Genomic DNA, 24667 nt, shown 5'->3' on the forward strand with positions numbered 1-24667 from the left:
CGGACGTGGCGGCGCCCGTAACGAGCGCAGCGAAGTGAAGGTCGCAGTCCGGACACCCCCTACCCCCGCGGAGGCACCGGCCCCCGCGAACCCACGGGTCTCTCCCCCCACCCACACCAGCTGTGGCATGGCGCACATCCCACCCCCACCCTTATGCAACTTGTTGCACAAGCCTCGGCCGGTCGTCTACAACAGTCGGTGACGACCCGCGCGAGGAGACGCCCCATGGCCCAGCCCCAGCCCCAGACCACCCCGTACCCGCACCTGCTGAGCCCGCTGGACCTCGGGTTCACCACCCTGCCCAACCGGGTGCTCATGGGATCGATGCACGTCGGTCTGGAGGAGGCCGAGCACGGATTCGAGCGGATGGCCGCGTTCTACGCCGAGCGGGCCCGCGGCGGCGTCGGCCTGATCGTCACGGGCGGCATCGCCCCGAACGAGGCCGGCCGCCCCTGGGACGGCGGCGCCAAGCTGACCACCGCCGAGGAGGTCGCCGAGCACCGTCTGATCACGGACGCCGTGCACGGGGCGGGCGGCAGGATCGCGATGCAGATCCTGCACTTCGGCCGCTACGCATACCACCCGGGTCTGGTGGCCCCGAGCCCGCTGAAGGCCCCGATCAGCCCGTTCGCGCCGAACGAGCTGACGGACGCCGAGGTCGAGCAGACCGTCGAGGACTACGTGCGCTGCGCGGAGCTCGCGAAGGAGGCGGGGTACGACGGCGTCGAGGTGATGGGCTCCGAGGGCTACCTGATCAACGAGTTCATCGCGGCGGCCACCAACCAGCGTACCGACCGCTGGGGCGGCTCGTACGAGAACCGGGTCCGCTTCCCGCTGGAGATCGTGCGCCGCATCCGCGAGCGCGTCGGCGCGGAGTTCATCCTGGTGTACCGCCTCTCGATGCTGGACCTGATCCCGGGCGGCTCGACCCTGGACGAGGTGGTCGCGCTGGCGAAGGAGATCGAGGCGGCCGGCGCCACGATCATCAACACGGGCATCGGCTGGCACGAGGCCCGCATCCCCACCATCGCGACCTCGGTCCCGCGCGGGGCGTACACGTGGGTGACGAAGCGCCTGATGGGCGCGGTGTCGGTGCCGCTGGTGACGAGCAACCGCATCAACACGCCCGAGGTGGCGGAGGAGATCCTGGCCGGGGGCCGCGCCGACATGGTGTCGATGGCCCGCCCGTTCCTGGCGGACCCGGACTTCGTGGCGAAGGCGGCGGCGGACCGCGCGGAGACCATCAACACCTGCATCGGCTGCAACCAGGCGTGCCTGGACCACACGTTCAGCCTGAAGATCACGTCCTGTCTGGTGAACCCGCGGGCCTGCCACGAGACGGAGCTGGTCCTGTCCCCGACCCGCCTCGCCAAGCGGGTCGCCGTGGTCGGCGCGGGCCCGGCGGGCCTGGCCTGCGCGGTGTCGGCGGCGGAGCGCGGCCACGCGGTGACGCTGTTCGACGGCGCCGACGAGATCGGCGGCCAGCTGAACGTCGCGAAGCGGGTGCCGGGCAAGGAGGAGTTCGACGAGACCCTGCGCTACTTCCGGGTGCAGCTCGCGGAGCGGGGTGTCGAGGTCCGGCTGAACACGTTCGTCGGGGCGTCGGACCTGGAGGGGTACGACGAGGTGGTGGTCGCGACGGGCGTCACGCCCCGGACGCCGGAGATCGAGGGCGTGGACCACCCGAGCGTGGTGGGCTACCTGGACGTGCTGCGTCACGGCGCGCCGGTCGGCGAGCGGGTGGCGATCCTGGGCGCGGGCGGCATCGGCTTCGATGTGGCCGAGTTCCTGACGGACGGCGGCGAGGGCGCGAGCCAGGACCCGGAGACGTACTTCCGGCAGTGGGGCGTCGACACCTCGTACGCGTCGCGGGGCGGTCTGCGCACCCCGGAGCGGCCCCGGCCGCCGCGCCAGGTGCACCTGCTCCAGCGGAAGACCACGAAGGTCGGCGCGGGCCTGGGCAAGACGACGGGCTGGATCCACCGCACGGAGCTGAAGCACCGGGGCGTGACGATGGTGGCGGGAGCCTCGTACACGCGCATCGACGACGAGGGTCTGCACCTGACGATCGACGGCGAGGCGCAGGTCCTGCCGGTGGACACGGTGGTGCTGTGCACGGGCCAGGATCCGCGGCGCGGGCTGTACGAGGAGCTGGTCGCGGCGGGCCGTGCGGCGCACCTGATCGGCGGGGCGGACGTCGCCGCGGAGCTGGACGCGAAGCGGGCGATCGACCAGGGCACGCGGCTCGCGGCCACGCTGTGAGGGCCTCGGCCGGCCGAACCTAGGATGCCTGCATGTCCCTCCCGCACGCGATCCTGACGGCGCTGCTCGAGAAGCCCTCGTCGGGTCTCGAACTGACGCGCCGCTTCGACCGGTCGATCGGCTATTTCTGGTCGTCCACCCACCAGCAGATCTACCGGGAGCTGGGGAAGCTGGAGCAGGCGGGGTACATCCGCGCCCTGCCCGCCGCCGTACCGGCGCGGGGGCAGCGGAAGGAGTACGAGGTGTTGCCGGCGGGCCGTGAGGAGCTCGCCGGCTGGGTGGACACGCCGGAGGACCCGAAGCCGTTGCGCGCGGCGCTGCTGCTGCGGATGCGGGCGGCGGCCGTGGTGGGCGGTACAGGGCTGCGGGAGGAGCTGGAGCGGCATCTGGGTCTGCACCGGGCCCAGTTGGAGGAGTACCTGGCGATCGAGACGAGGGACTTCCCGGCGGAGCGCCGCCGCACGGAGCCGGACCGGCTGCGACACCTGGTCCTGCGGGGCGGTATCGACCTGGAGCGCTTCTGGGTGGAGTGGCTGACGCACGCGCTGGCGGAACTGGCGGCCGCCGCACGGGAGGACGAGCGGTGAAGCGGTACTGAGCCATCGTGCCCGGCACTGGCTCCCGGCTCTGGCCCACGGTGGATACTGGTCAGTCCAGACCAGTCACGACCAGTCGGGTGAAAGGGCGAGCATGGCCGACGAGTTGGGTCACCGCAGGACACGTCATGCGGTGGTCATCGGGGGAAGCCTCGCGGGGTTGCTGGCCGCGCGGGTGCTGAGCGAGCACGCCGAGCGGGTCACGGTCGTCGAGCGCGACCGCTACCCGGAGGGGCCGGACGCGCGGCCCGGTGTGCCTCAGGGCCGGCATCTGCATGTGCTGATCGAGGGCGGGCAGCGGGCGCTGGACGAGCTGCTGCCGGGCTTCATGGACGAGCTGCGGGGGCTGGGCGCGCCGAAGGTGGGCGTGCCGCGGGACATGATCCAGTGGCAGAACGGCCAGTGGTACGTGCGCACGGAGGCGACGGCGCATTTCTACACCGGCCCCCGGCCGCAGTTGGAGTGGCTGGTGCGGCAGCGGGTGCTGGCGGATCCGCGGATCGAGCTGGTCGACGGCACCGAGACGGTGGGGCTGCTCGGGGACGCGGCGCGGGTGCGCGGTGTGCTGGTGCGGGAGCGCGGGGCGGGCGCGGACAAGGAGCCGCGCGCGCTGGAGGCGGATCTGGTGGTGGACGCGTCGGGCCGTTCGACCCGGGCGCCGGACTGGCTGGTGGCGATCGGCGCGGAGGCTCCGCACGAGGAGACCCTGGACACGGGTCTGGCGTACGGCACGCGGGTGTACCGGGGGCCGGCGGAGGACGCGTCGACGGACGCGCTCGGCTATTACGTGGTGCCCAACCCGGGCCAGGTGTACGGCGGTGTGGTGCTGCCGCTCGGTGACGGGCGGCATCTGGTCACGTTGTCGGGTCTGCGCGGGGACGAACCGCCGACGGACGAGAACCTGTTCGAGGAGTACGCGCGGAAGCTGCCGCACCCGGTGGTGAGCGACTGGATCGCGAAGGCGGAGCCGCTGTCGCCGGTGTACGGCTTCCGGAAGACGTCCAACATCCGCCGCCGGTACGACCGTCCGGGCCGGCGTCCGGCGGGTTTCCTGGCGACGGGTGACGCGTTGTGCGCGTTCAATCCGATCTACGGGCAGGGCATGGCGGTAGCGGCGCTCACCGCGGTCGCGCTGCGCGAGGCGCTGGCCGGTTCCCGGCGTACGCCGACCACGCGGCGGGTGCAGCGGGCCCTGTTGGACGCGTCGAAGCAGGCGTGGGACATCTCGGCGGGTGCCGACAAGAAGATGCCGGGCGCGACGGGTGACGCGGCCAGGTCGGGCGCCGCCGACAAGGTGACGGGCTGGTACCTGCGGCGGGTACAGGACCGGGCTTCGGGCAACCCGGTGGTGGGCACCCCGTTCCGGGCGGCGCTGACGCTGACGGCTCCGTTGACGGGCCTGTTCGCGCCGGCGGTGGCCCGTGAGGTGCTGTTCGGCCCGGTGCCGCACACGCCGGACGCGCCGCCGCTGCTCCGCCGCGGGGACGAGGGCCGCTAGCCCTACGGGCGAAGGTCCCCCGAGGCCCCGATGCGAGGGCCTCGGGGGGGGGCCGACGGCGGCTCGGGATCAGGATCGGGACCGGAACCGGAGCCGGAGCCGGAGCCGGAAAACGGAATGCCCGTTCAGACCCCCGGCGCCGCCGTCACCACGCCCGCCGCGATGCCCGCGCTCAGCGCCGCGTAGTCGTCGGCGTTCTGCGCCGCGTAGCGCAGGGCGAAGTCGGCGATGCCCCGGTCGAAGACGTCGGAGGAGCCGAGGTAGGCGGCGATGGCGATGCGGTCGCCGGAGCGGGCGTGGGCGCGGGCGAGGGCCCAGCCGCACAGCCGCGCGTACTCGCGGAGGATGGCCGGGGACATGGTCTCGACCTCGGCCGAGCCTTTCATGTCGCGCAACTGGCGCCAGTAGAAGTGGCGTTGTTCGGGTCCGGTCATCCAGCCGAGGAAGATGTCGCTGGCGGCCTGGGTGAGCCGCTGGCCGGAGACGACCCGGCGGCCCTGGTGGGTGAAGGCGCTGGGGCTGAGGTACTGCTCCAGGACGGAGGGGACGGCTTCCTTGATCTGGAGGAAGAGCGGGTCGGTCTCGTCGCGGCCTTCGAGGAGCAGGATGAAGCAGCGGGTGCCGACGCTGCCGACGCCGACGACCTTGCGGGCCGCGTCGACGAAGTGGAACCGGTCGAGGAGCAGTCGGCGTTCCTCGGAGAGGGAGCTGCGGTAGTCGCTGAAGATCTTTCCGATGGTGACCCGGTCGACGTCGGTGACCCGTTCGAGGAGCGGCGGGTCCTCGACGATGCGCCGGCCGTTGCCGTCGTCCTCGGTGAGTTTGCCGAAGGCCTGGAGGCTGGTGCGGCGCCGGGCGCGGGCGAGCCTGTTCTCCAGGCGTTTGCGGTCGGCGCCGCGGATGACTCCGGCGACGTCCTCGGCGGAGATCCGCTCGTACCAGACCTCCAGTTCGGCGAGTCCGGCGAGGCGGCGCATGTGGGTGCGGTAGCCCTCGGCGGAGAGCTGGGCGGCGCGGTGGGCCTTGGCCTTGGAGGTGCCGTTCTGGAGGGAGGCGACGGCGATGGACGCGGCGAGGCGTTTGACGTCCCATTCGAAGGGGCCGGGCAGTGTCTCGTCGAAGTCGTTCACGTCGAACAGGAGCGTCCGTTCGGGTGAGGCGTACACCCCGAAGTTGAGCAGATGGGCGTCTCCGCAGAGCTGGACGGTCAGTCCGGTGTGACGCTGGGCGGCGAGGTCGGCGGCCATGACGGCGGCCGCGCCGCGCAGGAAGGCGAAGGGGGACACGGCCATGCGGCCGTAGCGGATCGGGACGAGTTCGGGGACCCGGTCGACGGACTGGCGTTCCAGGACGCCCAGGGGGTCCGGGCGCTGCGAGGAGGGTATCCAGCGCCCGTGCGAGGAGCGGGGGACGCGCTTGCGTGCCGCGCGGCCCCTCTCGGCCCGTTCTGACGGTGTCGTCATCCGGCCTCACCCACTTCTTCCAGCGCCGCGGCCTCGACTGATCCGTTGCGATCCATTACAAAACGGGCTGCCCGATTCGGCCACTTCCGGCGACCGGACTTCCCGAATGGTTTAGACCAATGATAGGAATTGCTCACCCACACGGTTCAGGTGGTCACACCGAGCAATGGTTGAACCATGCATCACAGAGAGGGTCCGTGACATGGCCGAGCCAGTTTCCGAGCCCGGACCGAGGGCGGCGCTTCCGCTCTACCTCCGGGTCGCCGCGGTACTGCGGGACGACCTCATCCAGCGGCGCATCTCCCCCGGCAGCCGACTGCCGTCCGAGCGCCACCTCGCCCACCGCTTCCACGTCAACCGCCAGACCGTCCGCGGCGCGCTCCAGCTGCTGCGGGACGAGCGGCTCGTGGTCACCGACCGGCGGGGCACCTTCGCCGCCGAGCAGGACCAGCGCGGCGGGTCGCCGGCGGCGCTCCGGCGCTCCTTCCCGGGCGGCCCCCGGGCGGCCGACGCCCTGGTGCGGGCCGCGCTCGCCTGGGAGGCCCCGCCGGTCGCGCTCGCCGCGCGGCTCTCACTCGCGCCCGGGGAGCCGACGCTGGTGCACCGGCACGCGGTGCTCGCGCCCTCCGGGGTCTCGCTCCAGCGGTCGGTGTCCTGGTTCTCCCGGCCCGCCCTGGCGGAGATCCCGCAGCTGGGCCGCTACCGGCGCGGCGCCGAGCGCTACCAGCAGCAGCCCGACCTGCGGCTGCTCTACCACTGGATGCACCACGCGGGGCTGCGCACCACCCACCGGGAGTCCGTCGGGGTGCCGCAGGACCCGGCGGGCCGTCCGGCGGACCGGGCGGCCGGCGGCGCGACCCGGCTGAGCGTCCACCGGGTGGTGAGCGACCAGCACGGGCACGCCCTGGAGGTCACGGACATCGATGTCGCGGCCCGGACGGGCTCCTGGACCTACGAGTTCAGCGGCTGACGCCCGGGTGCGGGCCGCACCCGGGCGGGGACGGCCCGAACCCGACCGGGCGGCGGGCCCGGCACCCGCGCACCGCGCGCCGCCCGCCCGCGCGCCGCCCGCCGGGACCCGCCCGCCGGTACCCGACCGCCGACCACCCGCTTCGGGGGCCGGCTCAGACGATGCCCTCCGCGATCTCCGCCTCCTCGCGCGCGTTGCCGTACGCCGACGGCGTCCCGTACGAGCGGCGGGCGACGTACCACCAGACGCTGGCGAGGACGAGCACGACGGCCAGGGCGATCACGGCGTAGTTCATGCTGTCCACCGTCACCGGGGACTTCTGCGGCAGGCAGAACAGGACGGTCACGCAGGCCACCCAGATCACCGCGATCCAGCCGACCGGCCGGCTCCAGCGGCCCAGGCTCCAGGGGCCGGGGACGAAGTTCCGGCCGGCCCGCAGCCGCAGGTAGATCGGGATGGCGTAGGCGGGGGTGATGCCGATGACGTTGATGGCGGTCACCGCGCCGTAGGCGGTGGCGGAGTACAGCGACGGCAGGGCGAGCAGCGCGGCCACCGCGACGGAGAGCCAGACGGCCGGCACGGGGGTCTGGGTGCGGCTGCTGACCCGGCGCCAGAGCGCGGAGCCCGGCAGGGCGTTGTCGCGGCTGAAGGCGAAGACCATGCGGCTGGCGGCGGCGACCTCGGCGTTGCCGCAGAAAAGCTGGGCCACGATCACGACGAGCAGCAGGGCCTTGGCGCCACCGGCGCCCAGCGCGTCCAGGAGGATCTGGGCGGGCGGCACGCCGGTGGCGCTGTTCTGCGTGCCCGCGTAGTCCTGGATGGCGAAGGTGAGCCCGGCGAGGAGCGCGAAGCCGGCGATCCAGGAGGCCCAGATGGAGCGGACGATGCCCTTGGCGGCGGTCACCGAGGCGTTCGCGGTCTCCTCCGAGAGGTGGGCGGAGGCGTCGTACCCGGAGAAGGTGTATTGGGCGAGGAGCAGACCGATCGCGGCGACGTAGAGCGGGTTGCTCCAGCCGGTGTCGTTCACGAACTGGGTGAAGACGAACGAGGCGGACTGGTGGTGGTCGGGGACGAGGGCGAGCGCGCCCACGATGACGGCGACGCCGCCGAGGTGCCACCAGACGCTGATCGAGTTGAGCACGCTGACCAGCCGGACGCCGTAGAGGTTGAGCACGGCGTGCAGCAGCAGGATCGCCAGGAAGATCAGGAAGGTCGACCCGGCGGTGGGGACGATGCCCCACTGGAGGTTGAGGAAGGCGCCGGTGAACAGGGCGGCGCCGTAGTCGATGCCCGCGATGGCGCCGAGCAGACCGAGGAGGTTGAGCCAGCCCGTGTACCAGCCCCAGCGGCGCCCGCCGAGCCGGTCGGCCATGTAGTAGAGCGCGCCCGAGGTCGGGTAGGCGCTGGTGACCTCGGCGAGGGCGAGGCCGACGCACAGCACGAAGAGCCCGACGCCGGCCCAGCCCCAGAGCATGACGGCGGGGCCGCCGGTGCCCAGGCCGAAGCCGTAGAGGGTCATGCAGCCGGAGAGGACGGAGATGACCGAGAAGCTGATGGCGAAGTTGCCGAAGCCGCCCATCCGACGGGCCAGGACCGGCTGGTAGCCGAGCTCTCTGAGCCGCGCCTCCTCGTCGTCCTTGACCGGAGGTGGCTTGCGTATCGCGTCGGTGGGGGCGGTGCGGGACATGCGTTCCTCCGGGGACGGGGGTGTTCGGGTGTGTGTGTGGGGGGGGAGATGCGGGGCGGCCTCAGGGACCCGGCCGGGACTCCGGGGCGCCGAGGCAGCGGGCCCTCGCCCGCAGGAAGACCTCCTCGGCGGGGCCGCGTTCGTCGGGGACGGCGGTGCGGTACGCCCAGGGCTGCGGGGTCCAGTACGGGCCGAGGGCCTCGAACACGCGGGTCGCGTCGGCGAACTTGAGGGCGCCGTACAGGGCGTGGGCCAAGTAGTTGAGGTCGAGCAGGCTGGCTTCCTCGGTGGCGCAGAAGAGGAACCAGGTCTCCATGGCCCGGCGGGCGTCGCGGACGGCGTCCTCGGCGACCCAGTGCAGGTCGAGCGCGCGCTCGTGGCCCTTGTCCCGCCGGTAGCGCTCGACGCGCACGTACAGCGGCAGGGCGTGCAGCGCGGAGCCGACGGGGGCGGAGGAGGAGGCCCACTGGGCGTAGTTGACCGCCTCGGAGAGCGGTCCCGTCCTGCGGGCGTAGAGGAACTGGAGCATCCGGTGGTGCGCCTCGCGGTTGTGCGGGTCGCGCTTCTCGGCCTCGTTGAGCAGTCCCCAGGGCCCCGGCGGCAGCATGGGGGCGGGCGGCTGGAGCCGGTGCTCCTCCATGCTCTGCCGCGCGTCGAGTAAGGACAGGGCGAGCCGGCACACCCAGGGCACGGGGTCGGCCGGGGCGCGCTCGACGGCCTCCCGGCAGGCGGTCCACGCCTCCTGCCACAGTTCGCGGGTACGGGGGTGGCCGGCGCGGTGGGCGCGGACGGCGCGCTCGACGGCGACGCGGGAGTGCATGACGGTGGCGGCGATGGAGTCGGGCTGCTCCGTCCGCCAGCTGGCGACCACGTCGGTGCCGGCCGCGACGGCGGCGAGGACCTGGGTGCGCCGGGTCCACGCGGGCCAGCCGGTCGTCTCGTCGAGGAGCCGGGCCATGGCCACCCAGCGGCCGGTGCGCAGGTCCTGGACGGCGCCCCGCAGGGCATGGTCGTGACCCGCCGGGTGGTAGACGGGCCGGAAGCCTTGCGCGGCCATCAGGCGGCCGTGCGGGGGGTGGGCGACATGGTTCCTCGGTGAGGTGAGCGGAGGGGGTGGTCAGTCCCCGTGGCCATCCCGGCCGGTGATCGGCGATCACTATAGAGGTCGCTGGACGTGACCGGTCCACTTTCATCTGTGACCGTAACTATCCAGCCAGAGACTGAATTTGACTTGATGTCAGCGATGTTTCGGAAACTGACGGGTTCACCGCCCAAGCCTTGACGCCGCGCTCCCGCTGCATCAGGCTGACCGGTTCCACGATCAAGGACCTCCACCCACCGCACAGCAGCAGGGAGTCGCGCGCATGACGGGCCCGGTACTCGCCGTCGACCAGGGCACGTCGGGCACCAAGGCCCTCGTCGTCTGCCCCGAACGCGGGGTGATCGGGAGCGGATCCGCCCCGGTGCACCCGCGCGCCCTCCCCGGCGGTCTGGTCGAGGTCGACCCCCGTGAGCTGTACGACTCCGTGGTCACGGCCGGACGCGCGGCGCTCGCCGCGGCCGGAGAACCCGTCGTGGCGGTGGGCCTCGCCAACCAGGGCGAGACGGTGCTCGCCTGGGACCCGTCGACCGGGGCGCCCCTCACCGACGCCCTCGTCTGGCAGGACCGCAGAGCCGCCGGCCTGTGCGCCCAACTCGCCACGCACAAAGCCGAGTTGAAACGTATCACCGGTCTGCCGCTCGATCCGTACTTCGCCGCTCCCAAGATGGCCTGGATCCGCCGCAGCCTCACCGGCGCCGGGGTCGTCACCACGAGCGACGCCTGGCTCGTGCACCGGCTCACGGGCGCCTTCGTCACCGACGCCGCCACCGCGGGCCGCACCGGACTGCTCGACCTCGACACCGCCGCCTGGTCCGAGCCCGCGCTCGACGTCTTCGGCCTCGGCGGGGAGCGGCTGCCGCGCGTCGTGGACTGCGACACCCCCGTCGGCACCACCACCGCCTTCGGCCCGCCGCTCCCGCTGACCGGGCTCCTCGTCGACCAGCAGGCGGCGCTGCTCGCCCAGGACGTGACCGAGCCGGGCGCGGCGAAGTGCACGTACGGCACGGGGGCGTTCCTGCTCGCCCAGACCGGGCCCGTGCCGCGCCGCGGCGACTCCGGCCTGGTGTCCTGCGTCGCCTGGCGGCTGCGCGACCGCACCAGCTACTGCCTCGACGGACAGGTGTTCACGGCCGCCTCCGCCGTCCAGTGGCTGACCGGCCTCGGCGTGATCACGGGCGCGGCCGACCTCGACACCGTCGGCGGCGCCGTCCCGGACGCCGGCGGCGTCACCTTCGTCCCGGCGCTGGCCGGGCTCGCCGCCCCCTGGTGGCGCGGCGAGGTGCGCGGCTCGCTCACCGGGCTCGGCCTGGACACCGGCCCCGGCCAGCTGGTCCGGGCCCTGTGCGAGGGGATCGCCGCGCAGGTGGTGGAGCTCGCCGGGGCGGCGGCGACCGACCTGGGCGCGCCGCTCACCACGCTGCGGGTGGACGGCGGCCTGACCCGGTCCGCGCTGCTCATGCAGACGCAGGCCGACCTCCTCCAGCGGCCCGTCGAGGTCTCCGCGCTCCCCGACGCCACCGCGCTCGGCGTGGCGGCGGTCGCCCGGCTCGGCCACTCCCCCGGGCTCGCCGTCCACGAGGCCGTGCCGGAATGGAAGCCGTCCGCCGTGTACGAGCCGCGGATCACCCCCGCCGAGGCCGCGGAGCGCCTGGACCGCTTCCGTACGGCGGTGGCGCGGCTGCTGGCCGACGAGGCGCCCGGGGCCGCCCCGGGCGGGTCCGCCGCGTGAGCGTCACCCGGCGCGGGGCGCTGCCCGACACCTCGGACCCGGGCGGCGCGTACGACGTCACCGTGGTCGGCGCGGGCGTGGTGGGCTGCGCCATCGCCCGCGAGCTGGCCCGCCGTTCGCTGCGGGTCGCGCTCGTCGAGGCGTCCGGCGACATCGGCGAGGGCAGCTCCAAGGCCAACACGGCGATCCTGCACACCGGCTTCGACGCCGTCCCCGGCTCCCTGGAGGCCCGGCTCGTCCGCGAGGGCGGCCGGCTGCTCGCCGCGTACGCCCGGGAGACCGGCATCCCCGTCGAGCCCGTCGGCGCGCTCCTGGTCGCCTGGGACGCGGAGCAGCTCGCCGCGCTCCCCCGGCTCGCCGCGAAGGCCGCCCGCAACGGACACCACGGCACCCGTCTCGTCGACGCCGCCGAACTGCGCGCCCTCGAACCGCACCTGGGGCCGGGGGCGCTCGGCGCGCTGGCCGTGCCCGACGAGTCGATCGTCTGCCCCTGGACCACCCCGCTCGCCTACGCCACCCAGGCCGTACGGTCCGGGGTCGACCTGCACCTCGACTGCCCCGTGGAGAAGGTGCGGACCGGCGGCCCCGGGACCCCGCACCGGCTGATCACCCGGCGCGGCGTCCTGCGCACCCGCTATCTGGTCAACGCCTGCGGCCTGTACGCGGACGCGTTCGACGCGCTGGTCGGGCGGTACGACTTCACCGTCACCCCGCGGCGCGGGCAGCTCCTCGTCTTCGACAAGTTCGCGCGCGGGCTCGTCCGGCACATCCTGCTGCCCGTGCCCGGTGCCCTCGGCAAGGGCGTGCTCATCGCGCCGACCGTCTACGGCAACGTGATGCTCGGCCCGACCGCCGAGGACCTCGACGACAAGACCGCCACCGGCTCCACCGCCGAAGGGCTCGCCGGGCTGCGCGCCCAGGGGCGCCGGATCCTGCCCGCGCTCCTGGACGAGGAGGTCACGGCCGTCTACGCCGGGCTGCGGGCCGCGACGGGCTCGGAGGACTACCGGATCGCCGCCCACCCGGAGCTGCGGTACGTCACGGTCGGCGGGATCCGGTCCACCGGGCTCACCGCCTCCCTCGCCCTCGGCCGGCACACCGTGGACCTGCTCGCCGACGCGGGCCTGGAGCTCGGGCCCGAACGCCCGCTCGCCCCGGTGTCGATGCCGAACCTCGGCGAGGCCTTCCCCCGCCCGTACCGGGACGCCGCCCGCATCGCCCGCGATCCCGCGTACGGCGACATCGTCTGCCACTGCGAGCGGGTCACCCGGGGCGAGATCCGCGACGCGCTCGCCTCCACGGTGCCGCCCGCCTCCCTGGACGGCCTGCGCCGCCGGACCCGCGCCCGGGCCGGGCGCTGCCAGGGCTTCTCCTGCGGGGCGACCGTGCGGGCGCTGTTCGAGGAGGGGGCGCGGTGACCGGCGACGGTGTGGTGGAGCGGGCCGTCGACGTGCTGGTCGTCGGCGCGGGACCGGCCGGTCTGGCCGCCGCCGCCCGGCTCGCGGCGGCGGGCGCGGGCCGGGTCGAGGTCCTGGAGCGGGAGCGGACCGCGGGCGGGGTGCCGCGGCACTGCGCGCGCCCCGGCTTCGGGGCGTACACCGGGCCCGGCTACGCGCGGCGGGCGGTGCGCGCCGCCGTACGGGCCGGGGCGGTGGTCCGCACCGGGGTCGGCGCGACCGGCTGGGCCGGGCCGCTGACGCTGGAGGTCACCGCGCCCACCGGCCCCGAACGGATCACCGCACGGGCCGTGGTCCTCGCCACCGGGGCCCGCGAACGGTCCCGCAGTGCCCGCCTGGTGCCGGGCAGCCGCCCCGCCGGGGTGTTCAGCACCGGTGAACTCCAGCAGTCCGTCGTGCTGTTCGGGCTGCGCCGGGAGGGGATCGGGCGCCGGGCGGTCGTCGTCGGGTCGGAGCCGGTCGCCCGGCACGCGGTGCGCACCCTGCGCCGGGCCGGGGTCCCGGTGGTGGCCGTCGTGTCGGAGCGGGCGCGCGGGGCGCGGCTGCCGGGACCCGTGCTGCGCGGCGCGACGGTCCTCGAACTCGTGGGGCGGGGGCGCCTGTCGGGGGTCCTGGTGCGCGGGGCGGACGGCCGGACCGGGCTGCTGCGCTGCGACACGGTCGTCTTCACCGGCGACTGGATCCCCGACCACGAACTCGCCCGCACCGGTGGTGTCCCCCTCGACCGCGCCACCCGTGGCCCGGCCGTCGACCCGGCGTTCCGCACCGCCGTGCCGGGGGTCTTCGCCGTCGGGAACCTGCTGCGGGGGGTGGAGCCCGCGGTGGTGGCCGCGGCGGAGGGCCGGGCGGTCGCCGCCGCCGTCCTCGACCTGCTCGCGGGTGCGCCCTGGCCCGGCCCGGGCGTTCCGGTCGCCGCCGGGGGCGCCGTGCGCTGGGTCTCCCCCCACCGTCTCACCGGGCCGGCCCCGACCCTGCTGCTCCGCCCGGCCGGCCGACTGCTCCGCCCGGTCCTGACGGTGCTCCAGGACGGGCGCGTGCTGTACGAGGCGCGGCTCTCGGGCCGCGTGGACGCGCACCGCTCGGTCCGCCCGCCCACCGGCTGGGCGGCGGACGTGGACCCGGCGGGCGGACCCGTGGTGATGCGGCTCGACGAGCCGTAGCCCGCGCCCTGTTCCCTTGGCGCGCGGATTCCTCCACACTGGGCGGTATGTCCGACAAGCGCAGTGCCGGTCTCCTCCTGTACCGCAGGACCGCCGACGGCGGTACGGAGGTGCTCATCGGCCATATGGGAGGGCCCTTCTGGGCCGGTCGGTCCACGGCCGCCTGGTCGGTCCCGAAGGGCGAGTACGGGCCGGACGAGCCGCCCGAGGCCGCCGCGCGGCGCGAGTTCGAGGAGGAGCTCGGGCTCCGGCCGCCGGACGGGGAGACCGTCCCCCTCGGCGAGATCCGGCAGGCCAACGGAAAGACCGTCACCGTGTGGGCGATCGAGGCCGATCTCGACCCGGCGGACGTGGTGCCGGGCACCTTCACCATGGAGTGGCCGCGCGGCTCCGGCACCGTACGGGAGTTCCCGGAGCTCGACCGGGTGGGCTGGTTCTCCTTCGAGGCCGCCGCGCCCCTGCTGGTGGCGGGTCAGCAGACGTTCCTGGAGCGCCTCGCGACCCACCTCGGCGGGCCAGGGGCCTGATTGTCAGACCCGTACGAGAGGGTGGTGGGGACGACCGCCGCACACTCGACAGGGAGCTCGACATGACGACGATCACCGGCCGTGAGCGCGCCGCCGCCCAGGCATACCTGCGCCTGCTCGAATCCACCCAGGCGGTGCTCGCCGATCCGCGCCTGGAGCCGTACGCGGCGGCGATGCTGACGCATCCGATGGCCGAGGCCGACGAGGCGCTGCGCGAGGCGGGCTTCTCGGGGAACGAGGCGCATCTGCTGCACCTCGTGGCGGCCCTGCGGGCCTCCCCCGCCGTGGAACGGGGCAGGCCCGTGTGAGGCGGGGGCGGCCCCCCCGCCGCCGTCAGCCCACCCGCCCGTCCTCGCGCCGGTCCGCCGGGTCCTCGTGCCGGGGGCGCCGGCCGAGGAGTTCGGCGAGGCCGCGGCGGGTGGCGGCGACCACGACCCGGTCGCCGGGGCCGAGGAGGTCGCCGGGCGGCAGCTGCCAGGCGAGGCCGTAGCCCGAGCGGTTCGCGGGCGCACCGGCGGCGCCGCGCGCGATGACCCGCCAGGCGCCGGGCCGGAAGGCCTGGGCGACGGTCCGCCCCTCCAGGAGCGGGTGGTCCTTGACGTCGAGCGCGGCGAAGAGCAGCACCCGGCGCTCCACCGGGATGGCGCCCAGGACCTGGCGGCCCATCATCGCCCCGGCGAACGCGGGCGCGGCCAGGTGGGACACGCTGCGGCTGCGGGTGAGGGCGCCGGGGTGCGCGGCGCGCAGGGTGCGGTAGACGGCGGTGGCGAAGTCGTCGTCGTACAGACGCAGCGCCACCCGCAGGTCGGGGCTGATCGACCGGGCGTGCAGCGCCGCCTCCAGGTTGGTGATGTCGACGCTGGTCAGGGCGAGGAGGGCGCGGGCCCGGTGGATACGGGCGGCCTCCAGGACGCCTTCCTCGGTGACGTCGCCGATGACGGTGGGCACCCGCAGCCGGCGGGCGAGCGCGAGGCCGCGGGCCTCCGGGTCGGCCTCCACGCAGACCACCGGGATGTCCATCCTGCGGAGCCGGGCCAGCACCCGGGTGCCGACCTTGCCGAGGCCGAGCAGCACGACGTGCCCGGACAGGCCGCGCGGCGGGCGGCGCAGGGTGGTCGCCGAGCGGAAGGTGCCGAGGGCTTCGAGGAGCGCGGCGACGAGGACGGGAAGCAGGAGCAGTCCCACGAACCCGGCGAGGATCTGGAGCACCTGACGGCTGGTGGGCTCGCCCACGGCGGGGTCGCCGATGGCGAAGACGTCGAGCAGCGTCAGGTAGGCGGCGTGCAGCGGGTTGTCGCCGGTGGCGAACGTCGACGCCAGGGCGAGCCCGAGGACGGCCGCCGCCACTCCGGCGAGGGACCAGCGCAGCCGCCGGGAGAACAGCGAGCCGACGGGCAGCACGGAGGCTCCGAGCCAGCCGGTGGCCTGGGCGGGGCCCTCGTAGCTCACGGCCTCCAGGGCGACGATGCCGCGCCCGGTGGCGGCGGCGACGGCCGCGTCGTCGGGGAGCAGCTGCGGGCCCTGGTCGCCGCTGCGTTCGGAGCCCTCGCTGCCGGCCGGGTCGCTGGCCGTCGCGGAGAGCAGCGCCAGGGTGCACAGGCCGGGGTCGGCGACCTCGCCCCGGGCGGGCGGGAGCCGGTCGACGGCGTGCAGCAGCAGCCCGCCGGCCTGGATGACCTTCTTGCTCCCGGCGATGGCGGTGGCGGCCAGGGCGGGCGCGGCGGTGTCGGCGTCGGAGAGGACGGTGGTCGCCGCGTCCAGCTTCTCGGGGTCGAGACCGGGTTCGGAGACGGCCGCCGCCTGGTCGAGGAGGGTGGCCAGGTGCTGTCCCAGCTTGCGGTTGTAGAGCCGGATGACCAGGCGCAGCCTGGGGTTGAGCCGGCGGGCGGCCAGCGCGGCCCGGATGTTGCGCTCGTCGTCCTCGTGGACCAGCGCGAGCGCGGCGGCGCGCTCCACCCCCGCGTCGAGCAGCGCCTGGTCGTCGGCCTCACCGGTCTCCATGACGCGGATCGCGCGGGCCTGGGCGGCGCCGCGCGCGTCGCCCGCGCCGGTCGGGCCCGCTGCTCCGGCGCCCGCTCCGGCTCCGGCTCCGGCGGTGCGGCTGACGGCCGCGGTGACCCGGCCGAACAGCGCAGCGGCGCGTCCCGTGCGGGACACGGGCCGGCTGGGCGTGCCGACGGGTGCGGGGACGAGCAGGGTGACGCGCTCCCCGTACATCTCGTGGAGCTCCGCCGCGAGCCGGTGGGCCAGCACGTCGTCACCGCAGACGATCATGTGTTCGACGAGGTCGGGGACGTCGGCGCCCGCCGGGACAACGGGCCTGCTCTGGTTCGGGAATGAGGACACGTCACCAGGATGCCCTGCGCCACCGACACTCCGGACGGCGCCCGGTCCGGCCGTCCGCGTGGCGACGCGCCCACCCTCCGGCACAGCCGCTACGCCGGTCGGCGCACTCCGGTCTGCGCGCGCCCCGTCGCGTTCCTACCGTGGCCGAATGATCGTCACGCCAGCTGTCCGTCATGCCACCGCCGGTGCCGCGGTGCTGCTGTTCGTCCTGCCGGTCCCCACGGCCGCGGCCTCGGTTCCGGCCTCCGCCGCCACCACTGCCGCCGCTGTCGCCTCAACAGCCTCCTTGGCCCCGTCAGCCTCCTTGGCCTCCTCGACCTCCTCGACCTCCTCGGCCTCCTCGGTCGGCGAGCCCACCCCGCCCGTGCGGTCCTTCGTCGACCGCGCCCGGCTCGACCGTTCCGGCACCCAGGTGCAGCCGCTGAGCGGCGCGCCCCGGCTGCCGTCCGTGTCGGCGCTGTCCTGGGTGGTGGCCGACGCGGCCACGGGCGAGGTCCTCGCGGCGCGCGACGCGCACCGGCCGCTGCCGCCCGCGAGCACCCTGAAGACGCTGTTCGCGCTGACCGCGCTGCCGCACCACGACGGGACCGAGCGGCACACCGTCAGCGACGAGGAGCTCACCGGCATCGGCGAGGGGAGCAGCCTCGTCGGCGTGAAGGAGGGCTACACGTACAAGGTGTCGGACCTGTGGAACGGCGTCTTCCTCAGCTCCGGCAACGACGCCGTGCACGTCCTCGCGGCCATGAACGGCGGCTGGGAGTCGATGACCCGGCAGATGCAGGAGAAGGCCCGCGCCCTGGGCGCCCGTGACACGCACGTGGTCTCGCCGGACGGCTACGACGCACCGGGCCAGGTGTCCTCCGCGTACGATCTGGCGGTCTTCGGGCGGGCGGGGCTCCAGGACCCGCGGTTCACCCGCTACTGCTCCACGCGGTACGCGGACTTCCCGGCCGGGTCCTGGTCGTTCGGCATCGCGAACACGAACCGGCTGCTCACCGGCGCGGACGGGGTGGCCCGCTATCCCGGGCTCATCGGCATCAAGAACGGCTACACCAGCAACGCCGGGAACACCCTGGTCGTGGGGGCGCGGCGGGGGGCCCGCACGCTGGTCGTGTCGGTGATGAACCCGCAGGGCGGCGGCGGGATGGCGGTGTACGAGGAGGCCCGCGAGCTGCTCGACTGGGGCTTCGACGCGGCGGGCCGGGTCCAGCCGGTGGGGTCGCTCACGCCGGCGAGGGCCCCGCGGCGGGAAGCGCCGCTCCCTGTACGCGCCGCCGCGCGGAACGTGACCGGGGCGGGGGCGGAGGCCGCCGAGGCCGCCTCGCCGGCCGCCACGGCCGCGACGGCGGACCGCGACCCGCACCGGCAGGCCACCCCGTCGGGCAAGGCGGCCGGGCTCCCGCTGGCCCTGGTCGGCTCGGCGCTCGGCGCGGCGCTCTCCCTGTGGCTCTGGCGGCGCTTCGGGGCGCGCGCGAACTGAGCCCGACGCCCCCGAGTCAGCGGTCCGGCTCGTCCGGGCGGGGCCGCTCCGCCCCCGTGAGGTGCCGGCGCGACCAGTCCAGGAGCAGCCGGAGCAGACACACCAGGGTCACCACCCATACCGCGGCGAAGGCCCAGATCAGCGGGGGCGACTCGGTGGCGACGGCGGTCACGAAGAGGGTGAGCGCGACGGCGCCGAGGAGGGCGGTGGCGCGCCCGCCGGGGCGGCGGAGCCGGGGGCCGGGGTGCCCGGCGCGCAGGCCCCGGGCGAAGGACCGGTCCGTGCCCAGGCCCTGCTCGATCTCCTCCAGGATGCGCCGCTCCCGCGGCGAGAGCCGTGCCTCGTCCATCGCCGACACCTCCATGCGGGCGTGCGCCCGGGGCCGCCGCGCGGCCCGGGCGCTCGGCGGGCCGTGGGCGCCCGCGCTCCCTACCCTGCGCCTACCCCGCACACTCCCGGCCAACCACCCCCGGGGCCATGATCGCGACGACCGGGCGGGGCTCGGCCAGGTAGCGCTCGGCGGCGCGCACCGCCTCGCGGGCGGTGCGGACTCCCATGAGGACGCAGAGCGTGTACGCGGTGTCCTCGAACCGGCGCAGGAGCGAGGGGTCGCACGGCAGGGCCAGGGACTGGCGTTCCTGGGTGCGGTAGCTCCGCAGCAGCCGGTCGATCGTGTTGCGGTCAGGGTGCAGCATCCGTTCCTCCTGGTACACGCCATCCCCCCGGCCCCACCATCGTGGGGCCGGATTCTCACCGACGCGACCCGCAGCGCCACGCTCCGTGACGCCCGGGACGTCCGGGGTGTCCCCACGTGCGCGGGCGCCGCCGAGGGCGGAAGGTCGAAAGGAAGAGGAAGGGCGGGGCGGGGGGAGGTCGGAGGCCGAGGTCATGAACCCGAGCGATCGGCTGCGTGTCGTCGTCACCGGCGCCACGGGGAACGTCGGGACGAGTCTGGTCCGGGCCCTGGAGCGCGAGCCGAGGGTCGCGTCCGTGCTGGGTCTGGCCCGGCGCCGGCCGGCCCTGGCCGTGGCGAAGACGGAGTGGGCGGAGGTGGACCTGTCGCGGGAGGACGCCGGGCCCCGGCTCGCCCAGCACCTGGAGGACGCGGACGTCGTCGTCCACCTGGCCTGGCGCTTCCAGCCGACGCACGATCCGGTGGCGACCTGGGAGACCAACGTCCTGGGCGCGGTCCGGGTGTTCGACGCGGTGGCCGCCGCGCACGTCCCGGTCCTGGTGCACGCCTCGTCGGTCGGCGCCTACTCCCCCGGGCCCGAAGGCGGCGCGCCGGTCTCGGAGTCCTGGCCGACGCACGGCTGGCCGGGGTCCGCGTACACCCGGGAGAAGGCGTATCTGGAGCGGGTCCTGGACACGTTCGAGCGCGACCATCCGCAGACGCGGGTGGTCCGGATGCGGCCCGCCTTCCTGTTCAAGGAGGAGTCGGCGAGCGAGCAGCGGCGCCTGTTCGCGGGGCGTTTCTTCCCGGGCCGGCTGTTCCGGCCGGACCTGTTGCCGCTCGTACCGGAGCTCTCCGGTCTGCGCTTCCAGGCCCTGCACACCGACGACGCCGCCGACGCGTACCGGCGGGCGCTGCTGCGGGACGTGCGGGGCGCGTTCAACCTGGCGGCGGATCCGGTGATCGACGCTCCGGCGCTCGGCGCGCTGCTCGACGCCCGTCCGGTGAAGGTGCCGAACGCCGCCGTGCGGGGCGCACTGGCGACGGCGTGGCGGCTGCGGGTCGTGCCGTCGTCGCCCGGCCTCTTCGACGCGGTGCTGCGCCTGCCGCTGCTGGCCACGGAGCGGGCGCGGCGGGAGCTGGAGTGGGCGCCCTCCAGGACCTCGGTCGAGGCCCTGGAGGCGTTCCTGCGCGGGGTGCGCACGGGTGCGGGCGACGCGACGGAGCCGCTCGCCGGTCGGCGGGCCGGCTGATCCGCCGGGCCCGGGGGCCCGTCAGCCCCAGTCGACGATCCGCATGGCGGCGCCGGCCGCCTCCCGGCCACGGCAGTGGGCGCGGTGGTGGGCGAGGACGCCGTCGATGTCGAGGTGGCGGCCGAACGCGGGCAGCGCGGCGAGCCGTTGGGCGTAGGCCCAGAGCGCGGGGTGTCCGGCGACCCGCTCCATGGCGGCGGCGTCGAGGTGCCAGCGGTGGACGGTGTCGAGCTGGACGAGGGTGACCCAGACGGTGACGTCGGCGGCGGTGGGCGCGTCGCCGAGGACGTAGGGGTGGCGGGCGAGCCGCCGTTCGAGTGAGCCGAGGGCGGCGAAGAGCACGGTGAGCGGGTCGTGGTGGGCGGCCTGGTCGTCGAGGCCGAGCTCGCCCGCGCGCTGGGCGGCGGCGTGCACGCTGCGCGCGCACAGGTCGGCGACGGCCCGGATCTCCTCCTGGTGCGCCTCGGGGAGGAGTTCGGGTCCGTCGCCGCGGAAGCGCAGGGCGAGGTCGCGCAGGATGTCCGGCACGTGCGTGGAGACGATGCGGCCGGTCCAGCCGTCGCTGAGGACGGGAGCGGTGGCGGGTCCCGCGTACTGGTGGGCGCTGGCCTCGTACAGCGGGCGCAGGACGGCGTATCCGCCGTCGGGCGTGTCGGGGGTGGCGGGCAGGACGGTCAGCGGCAGCGTCGCGTCGAGGCCCAGGAGGCTGTGGGTCACGGCGATGCCCAGACAACTGGGGTCGGCGGGTGCCAGATGGAGCCGGTAGCGGTGCGGTGCGGCGTAGTGGCCGCTGCCCACGGCGCGGCCGATCCGGCCGCGGAAGGCCGGGGTGGCGGTGGCGGGGACGATCGACGGGACGACGGAGGGGGCGCCGGGGAAGGCGCAGGGGGCGGCGGGCGGGACGACGGACATGCTTCTCCCAGGGGTGCTCGGTGCTGGGTCGCGGTGGCGCACGACGGCGTCGGCGCGCGCCCGGAGGCAGCAGAAGTACGGGAAGGAGGAATCGCGCGGAGAGGCGGAAAAGTGCTGGGGCGGAGAGGTGAAGAGGCGGAGCGGTCCGCCGGTGATCGGCCGGCGGGTCCGCCACCGGCCCGCCGTACGGGCGCTACGCCGCGCTGCACACCCGCAGCAGGTCGATGTGGCGGCGGGAGGTCAGCGGCAGGGAGCGGGGCAGGCGGGGGGCGTGTGCCGTCTCCGCCGCGTCCGTGGCTCCCATGGTTCCCTACCTGTTCGCTCGGTTTCCCGTCCACGAGTGTGGGATCGTCCGCGTCCTCCGTCAAGACTGCGGAATAATGCTCCTATGCGCATTTCAGCCAGGGCCGATTACGCCGTGCGGGCCGCCCTCCAGCTCGCGGCGGCCCAGGACGCGGGGCCGTTGAAGGCCGAGGCGATCGCCGACTGCCAGGGGATCTCGCACAAGTTCCTGGAAGGCATCCTCGGCGACATGCGCAAGGGCGGCCTGGTGCAGAGCCAGCGCGGCGGCAACGGCGGCTACTGGCTGGCGAAGCCGGCCGCGGAGATCTCGGTCGCGGACGTGATCCGCTGCGTGGAGGGGCCGCTGGTCTCGGTGCGCGGGGTGCGCCCGCCCGAGCTGTCGTACACCGGTCCGGCCGAGTCGCTGCTCACCCTGTGGGTGGCACTGCGGGCCAATGTGCGCCATGTGCTCGACGGGGTCTCGCTGGCGGAGCTGGCCTCGGCGAAGCTGCCGCCCGAGGTCGTGGCGCTGGCCGAGGACCCGGACGCCTGGACCAATCCGTAACCGTCCGGCCGCCCACGGAACCGCTGGTCGACGGCCTTCCATTCCAGCTTTCGAGATCCCATTGTCCGTGATGCGGACGCCCCTTGGGGCGCGGGCCACCCCTCTGCCAGGATCCCTACTATTCCAGTGGGAATACTAGGGATCATGTGAGGTGACGTGAGAACGCCGAAGAAGTCAGCGATACGGTCCACCTCCGCGCAGGCCGACCGCCCGGCCGACGACGAGATCTGGCCCCGCGTCACCAGAGAACTCGCCGACGACCTCGCCGTCGACGCCCTGACCAGGGACCGCGCGGGCAAGGCACCCTTCGACGAGGTGGCGCGGCTCCAGGAGGCGGGACTGCCGGCCCTGCTCACCGCGCCCGGGCCCAGCGGCCGCGGCGCCGACTGGCGGACGGCGTGCGGGGTGATCCGCGAGATCGCCGCCGCCGACGGTTCGATCGGCGAACTCCTCGCCCACCACTGCGTCCTGTCCTGGACCTCGCGGTTCCTCGGCCCCGCCGCCGGGCCGCTCGACCTCGACACCCGCACCGCCGAGGAGCACTGGCTGCTCGCCGGGGCGGTCGAGCCGCCGCGCCTGGACTCGGCACCGGCCGGACTCGCCCTGACCCCGGCCGGGGGCGGCGCCTACGTCCTCGACGGGCGGCGCGCCTTCGCCTCCGGCGTCACCGTCGCCGACCGGCTCGTCGTCGGCGCCCGCTGTACGGAGACGGGGGACCTGCTCGTCGTCCTCGTCGACCCGGCCCACCCGGCCGTGTTCACCGACGCGGGCGCCGAGCGGGTCGGCCAGCGCCTCGCGGGCGCCGGGACGGTCACCTTCGACCAGGTGCCGGTCGGGGCGGAGCAGGTGCTCGGCGCGCTCCCCCAGGACGAGCACGCCGTCGCCCCGTACTCGACCCTGGCACCGCTCGCGCTGCGGCTGCTCCTGGTCCACGTCGGGCTCGGCATCGCCGAGGGCGCGCTCGCCGAGGCCCGGGACATCAGCCGGGCCACCCAGGCGGCGGCACCGCCCGGCGAAGGGGCACGGGGGCGGGCCGCGTTCGCGGCGGACTTCGCGGACGGCTTCGCGGCGGACTACGCCGCCACCGGCCCCGGCGCCCGCCGGGGGCGCCCGGGCCTCACCGGGCTCCCGGGACTGCCGGGCACCGGCTTCCGGCCCCAGCGCATCGAGGGCTTCGCCGGCGGCGGACCGGGGGACGACCCCTATCTCCTGCTCGCCTACGGGGAGTTGGCGACGGCCGCGCACGCCGCCGCCGCGGTGGTCGAGCGGGCCACGGACGCCCTCGCCCGCGGTCTCGTCGACGAACGGGGACTCGACGTCGAGGACCTCGCGGACATCGCCGTCCTGGTCGCCGCGGCCGAGACCGTCACCAACCGGGCGGCCGTGGACATCACCACCCGCATCCTCGAACTGGTCGACCCGGCGACCGCCGTCCGCGCGCACTCCGGCGGCCAGGGCTTCGACCGCTTCTGGCGCAATGTCCGGGCCCTGACCGCCCCGGTCTCCCCCGACCACCGGCTGCGCGACATCGGCGACCACTACCTCAACGGGACCCACGCCCGCCTCACCCTGCTGGCGTAACCCGTACCCACGGAAATGCGGACGCCCTCGCGTCGAAAGGGGCCGGACGGCACGCCGGTACGGGACCTCCGGCCCTCTCGGCGGACGGCCGATGGGCCCAAGCTGGGAGCAACGGGCCGGCCGCCCCCGGCGGGCCCGGCAACGAGCCGACGGAGGCAGCCTGATGAGTCGTGAGATCGTCGCGGGAGTGGACGGTTCCCCCGAGAGCCTGGCCGCGGCGGACTGGGCCGCGCGCGAGGCACTGCTCCGGGAGCTCCCGCTGCGCCTGGTGCACGCCTGGCGCTGGGAGCCGCTCGACCTGCCCCTCCTCCAGGACCCGACGACGCAGCAGCAGGCCGCCCAGGCCGTGCTCCGCGAGGCCGAGGCCGCGGTCACCGCACGCCACCCCGGCCTCACGCCGACCGCGCAGGTCATCGGCGACACCCCGGTCGCCGCGCTGCTCGACACCTCGCGCGAGGCCGCGCTGCTCGTCCTCGGCTCGCGCGGGCACGGCGCCGTCACGGGGTACCTCCTCGGCTCGTACGGGCAGCAGATCATCGCCGCCGCGCGATGCCCCGTCGTCGCGGTCCGCTCCCGCGACGGCGCCGCCGCCGAGCCGCCCGCCGGGGAGGTCCTGGTCGGCCAGCAGGGCAGCCCCGAGGACAGCGCACCCGTGCTGCGGTTCGCCTTCGAGGCGGCCGCGGCCCGCGGGGCGGCCCTCCGGGCGGTGCGCGCCTGGAGCCTGCCGCCGCTGTTCGCGTACAGCCCGGGCTCGCTGGCGCTGGCCGACGAGGCCGGCGGGCTCGTCCCGTACGAGGAGAAGGCGCTGCGCGAGGCGCTCGCCCCGTGGCGGGAGCGGTACCCCGAGGTCCCGGTGACCGAGCACGTGGAGCTGGGCAGCGCCGGGCAGGTGCTGGTGTCGGGTTCGGGCGCCGCACAGCTGCTCGTGGTGGGACGGCGGGTCCGGCGCGGGGCGCTCGGCAGCCGCATCGGGTCGGTGGCCCACGCGGCCCTCCACCTCGCCCCCTGCCCGGTCGCAGTGGTCCCGCACGAGGTTGACGCACAGGATTGACGAGGAGTGTCGCGCTGTCCGGGGCCGGAAAGTGTTATCGCCGTCGCCCCGGTGGCTCTCCCCAGGGCCGGAT

At 75.0% G+C, this 24667-nt stretch carries 21 protein-coding genes; 14 read left to right on the top strand and 7 right to left on the bottom strand.

Annotated features, from left to right (window positions below; translation table 11 throughout):
• Window positions 1-225: 225 nt before the first annotated feature.
• From AB0Q96_RS36040 to AB0Q96_RS36050, 3 genes are all read left to right on the top strand, one after another.
• A complete protein-coding gene (locus AB0Q96_RS36040) occupies window positions 226-2262 on the top strand; it encodes an NADPH-dependent 2,4-dienoyl-CoA reductase (RefSeq protein WP_365333023.1) in 2037 nt (678 codons plus the stop codon).
• Between the two features lie 32 nt (window positions 2263-2294).
• On the top strand, window positions 2295-2849 hold the full coding sequence (locus AB0Q96_RS36045) for a PadR family transcriptional regulator (protein WP_365333025.1): 555 nt from the start codon (window positions 2295-2297) through the stop codon (window positions 2847-2849).
• Window positions 2850-2952: 103 nt separating this feature from the next.
• Complete coding sequence (locus tag AB0Q96_RS36050) at window positions 2953-4356, top strand: FAD-dependent monooxygenase (protein WP_365333027.1); 1404 nt, start codon at window positions 2953-2955, stop codon at window positions 4354-4356.
• Between the two features lie 125 nt (window positions 4357-4481).
• Here AB0Q96_RS36050 and AB0Q96_RS36055 read toward each other — a convergent pair whose 3' ends face one another.
• Window positions 4482-5819, bottom strand: coding sequence for a DUF2252 domain-containing protein (locus AB0Q96_RS36055; protein ID WP_365333029.1), 1338 nt, complete (start codon window positions 5817-5819; stop codon window positions 4482-4484).
• A gap of 202 nt (window positions 5820-6021) precedes the next feature.
• Here AB0Q96_RS36055 and AB0Q96_RS36060 point away from each other — a divergent pair, with 202 nt between their 5' ends.
• A complete protein-coding gene (locus AB0Q96_RS36060; RefSeq protein WP_365333031.1) occupies window positions 6022-6789 on the top strand; it encodes a GntR family transcriptional regulator in 768 nt (255 codons plus the stop codon).
• Window positions 6790-6943: 154 nt separating this feature from the next.
• Here the strand turns inward: AB0Q96_RS36060 and AB0Q96_RS36065 are convergent, their stop codons facing one another.
• Together AB0Q96_RS36065 and AB0Q96_RS36070 are read right to left on the bottom strand one after the other, a co-directional pair.
• Window positions 6944-8476 carry an amino acid permease gene (locus AB0Q96_RS36065; RefSeq protein ID WP_365333033.1) on the bottom strand — a complete coding sequence of 511 codons (1533 nt, stop codon included), beginning with the start codon at window positions 8474-8476 and terminating at the stop codon, window positions 6944-6946.
• Between the two features lie 61 nt (window positions 8477-8537).
• Window positions 8538-9533: a hypothetical protein gene (locus tag AB0Q96_RS36070; protein WP_365333035.1), complete on the bottom strand. Its 996-nt coding sequence runs from the start codon at window positions 9531-9533 to the stop codon at window positions 8538-8540.
• A 307-nt stretch (window positions 9534-9840) separates the two neighbouring features.
• Here AB0Q96_RS36070 and AB0Q96_RS36075 point away from each other — a divergent pair, with 307 nt between their 5' ends.
• The 5 genes from AB0Q96_RS36075 (at window position 9841) to AB0Q96_RS36095 (ending at window position 14759) form a co-directional block, all read left to right on the top strand.
• Window positions 9841-11307, top strand: coding sequence for an FGGY family carbohydrate kinase (locus AB0Q96_RS36075; RefSeq protein ID WP_365333037.1), 1467 nt, complete (start codon window positions 9841-9843; stop codon window positions 11305-11307).
• Complete coding sequence (locus tag AB0Q96_RS36080; RefSeq protein WP_365333039.1) at window positions 11304-12725, top strand: FAD-dependent oxidoreductase; 1422 nt, start codon at window positions 11304-11306, stop codon at window positions 12723-12725. The genes AB0Q96_RS36075 and AB0Q96_RS36080 overlap by 4 nt, the downstream gene beginning before the upstream one ends.
• Window positions 12722-13924, top strand: coding sequence for an FAD-dependent oxidoreductase (locus AB0Q96_RS36085; protein ID WP_365333041.1), 1203 nt, complete (start codon window positions 12722-12724; stop codon window positions 13922-13924). The genes AB0Q96_RS36080 and AB0Q96_RS36085 overlap by 4 nt, the downstream gene beginning before the upstream one ends.
• 47 nt (window positions 13925-13971) lie before the next feature.
• Entirely contained in the window at window positions 13972-14451 is a 480-nt protein-coding gene (locus AB0Q96_RS36090) for an NUDIX domain-containing protein (RefSeq protein ID WP_365333043.1), read from the top strand.
• A gap of 62 nt (window positions 14452-14513) precedes the next feature.
• Window positions 14514-14759, top strand: a complete 246-nt coding sequence (locus AB0Q96_RS36095) for a hypothetical protein (RefSeq protein ID WP_361179164.1) — start codon at window positions 14514-14516, stop codon at window positions 14757-14759.
• A gap of 25 nt (window positions 14760-14784) precedes the next feature.
• On the opposite strand, the gene AB0Q96_RS36100 is transcribed toward AB0Q96_RS36095, so the two are convergent.
• Window positions 14785-16725, bottom strand: a complete 1941-nt coding sequence (locus AB0Q96_RS36100; protein ID WP_365333132.1) for an NAD-binding protein — start codon at window positions 16723-16725, stop codon at window positions 14785-14787.
• Window positions 16726-16945: 220 nt separating this feature from the next.
• Here AB0Q96_RS36100 and AB0Q96_RS36105 point away from each other — a divergent pair, with 220 nt between their 5' ends.
• Complete coding sequence (locus AB0Q96_RS36105; RefSeq protein ID WP_365333045.1) at window positions 16946-18277, top strand: serine hydrolase; 1332 nt, start codon at window positions 16946-16948, stop codon at window positions 18275-18277.
• A 16-nt stretch (window positions 18278-18293) separates the two neighbouring features.
• Here the strand turns inward: AB0Q96_RS36105 and AB0Q96_RS36110 are convergent, their stop codons facing one another.
• Together AB0Q96_RS36110 and AB0Q96_RS36115 are read right to left on the bottom strand one after the other, a co-directional pair.
• The gene (locus AB0Q96_RS36110; protein ID WP_365333047.1) at window positions 18294-18626 is read right to left on the bottom strand and encodes a DUF3040 domain-containing protein; all 333 of its coding nucleotides are present in this window, start codon (window positions 18624-18626) and stop codon (window positions 18294-18296) included.
• A gap of 91 nt (window positions 18627-18717) precedes the next feature.
• Window positions 18718-18972 carry a DUF5133 domain-containing protein gene (locus tag AB0Q96_RS36115; protein WP_365333049.1) on the bottom strand — a complete coding sequence of 85 codons (255 nt, stop codon included), beginning with the start codon at window positions 18970-18972 and terminating at the stop codon, window positions 18718-18720.
• 193 nt (window positions 18973-19165) lie between these two features.
• Between AB0Q96_RS36115 and AB0Q96_RS36120 the strand changes: the two genes are divergently transcribed.
• Window positions 19166-20203, top strand: a complete 1038-nt coding sequence (locus tag AB0Q96_RS36120; RefSeq protein WP_365333051.1) for an NAD-dependent epimerase/dehydratase family protein — start codon at window positions 19166-19168, stop codon at window positions 20201-20203.
• A gap of 21 nt (window positions 20204-20224) precedes the next feature.
• Here the strand turns inward: AB0Q96_RS36120 and AB0Q96_RS36125 are convergent, their stop codons facing one another.
• Window positions 20225-21115, bottom strand: a complete 891-nt coding sequence (locus tag AB0Q96_RS36125) for a glutathione S-transferase C-terminal domain-containing protein (RefSeq protein WP_365333054.1) — start codon at window positions 21113-21115, stop codon at window positions 20225-20227.
• A 388-nt stretch (window positions 21116-21503) separates the two neighbouring features.
• On the opposite strand from AB0Q96_RS36125, the gene AB0Q96_RS36130 reads away from it, so the two are divergent.
• The 3 genes from AB0Q96_RS36130 (at window position 21504) to AB0Q96_RS36140 (ending at window position 24594) form a co-directional block, all read left to right on the top strand.
• Window positions 21504-21962 (top strand): Rrf2 family transcriptional regulator, encoded by a 459-nt coding sequence (locus AB0Q96_RS36130; RefSeq protein ID WP_361179181.1) that lies wholly within the window; start codon window positions 21504-21506, stop codon window positions 21960-21962.
• A 156-nt stretch (window positions 21963-22118) separates the two neighbouring features.
• Window positions 22119-23543 (top strand): acyl-CoA dehydrogenase, encoded by a 1425-nt coding sequence (locus AB0Q96_RS36135; protein ID WP_365333057.1) that lies wholly within the window; start codon window positions 22119-22121, stop codon window positions 23541-23543.
• A 163-nt stretch (window positions 23544-23706) separates the two neighbouring features.
• Window positions 23707-24594 (top strand): universal stress protein, encoded by an 888-nt coding sequence (locus AB0Q96_RS36140; protein WP_365333059.1) that lies wholly within the window; start codon window positions 23707-23709, stop codon window positions 24592-24594.
• Window positions 24595-24667: the final 73 nt, after the last annotated feature.

This window comes from Streptomyces sp. NPDC093111, assembly GCF_040683955.1.
GTDB lineage: Bacteria > Actinomycetota > Actinomycetes > Streptomycetales > Streptomycetaceae > Streptomyces.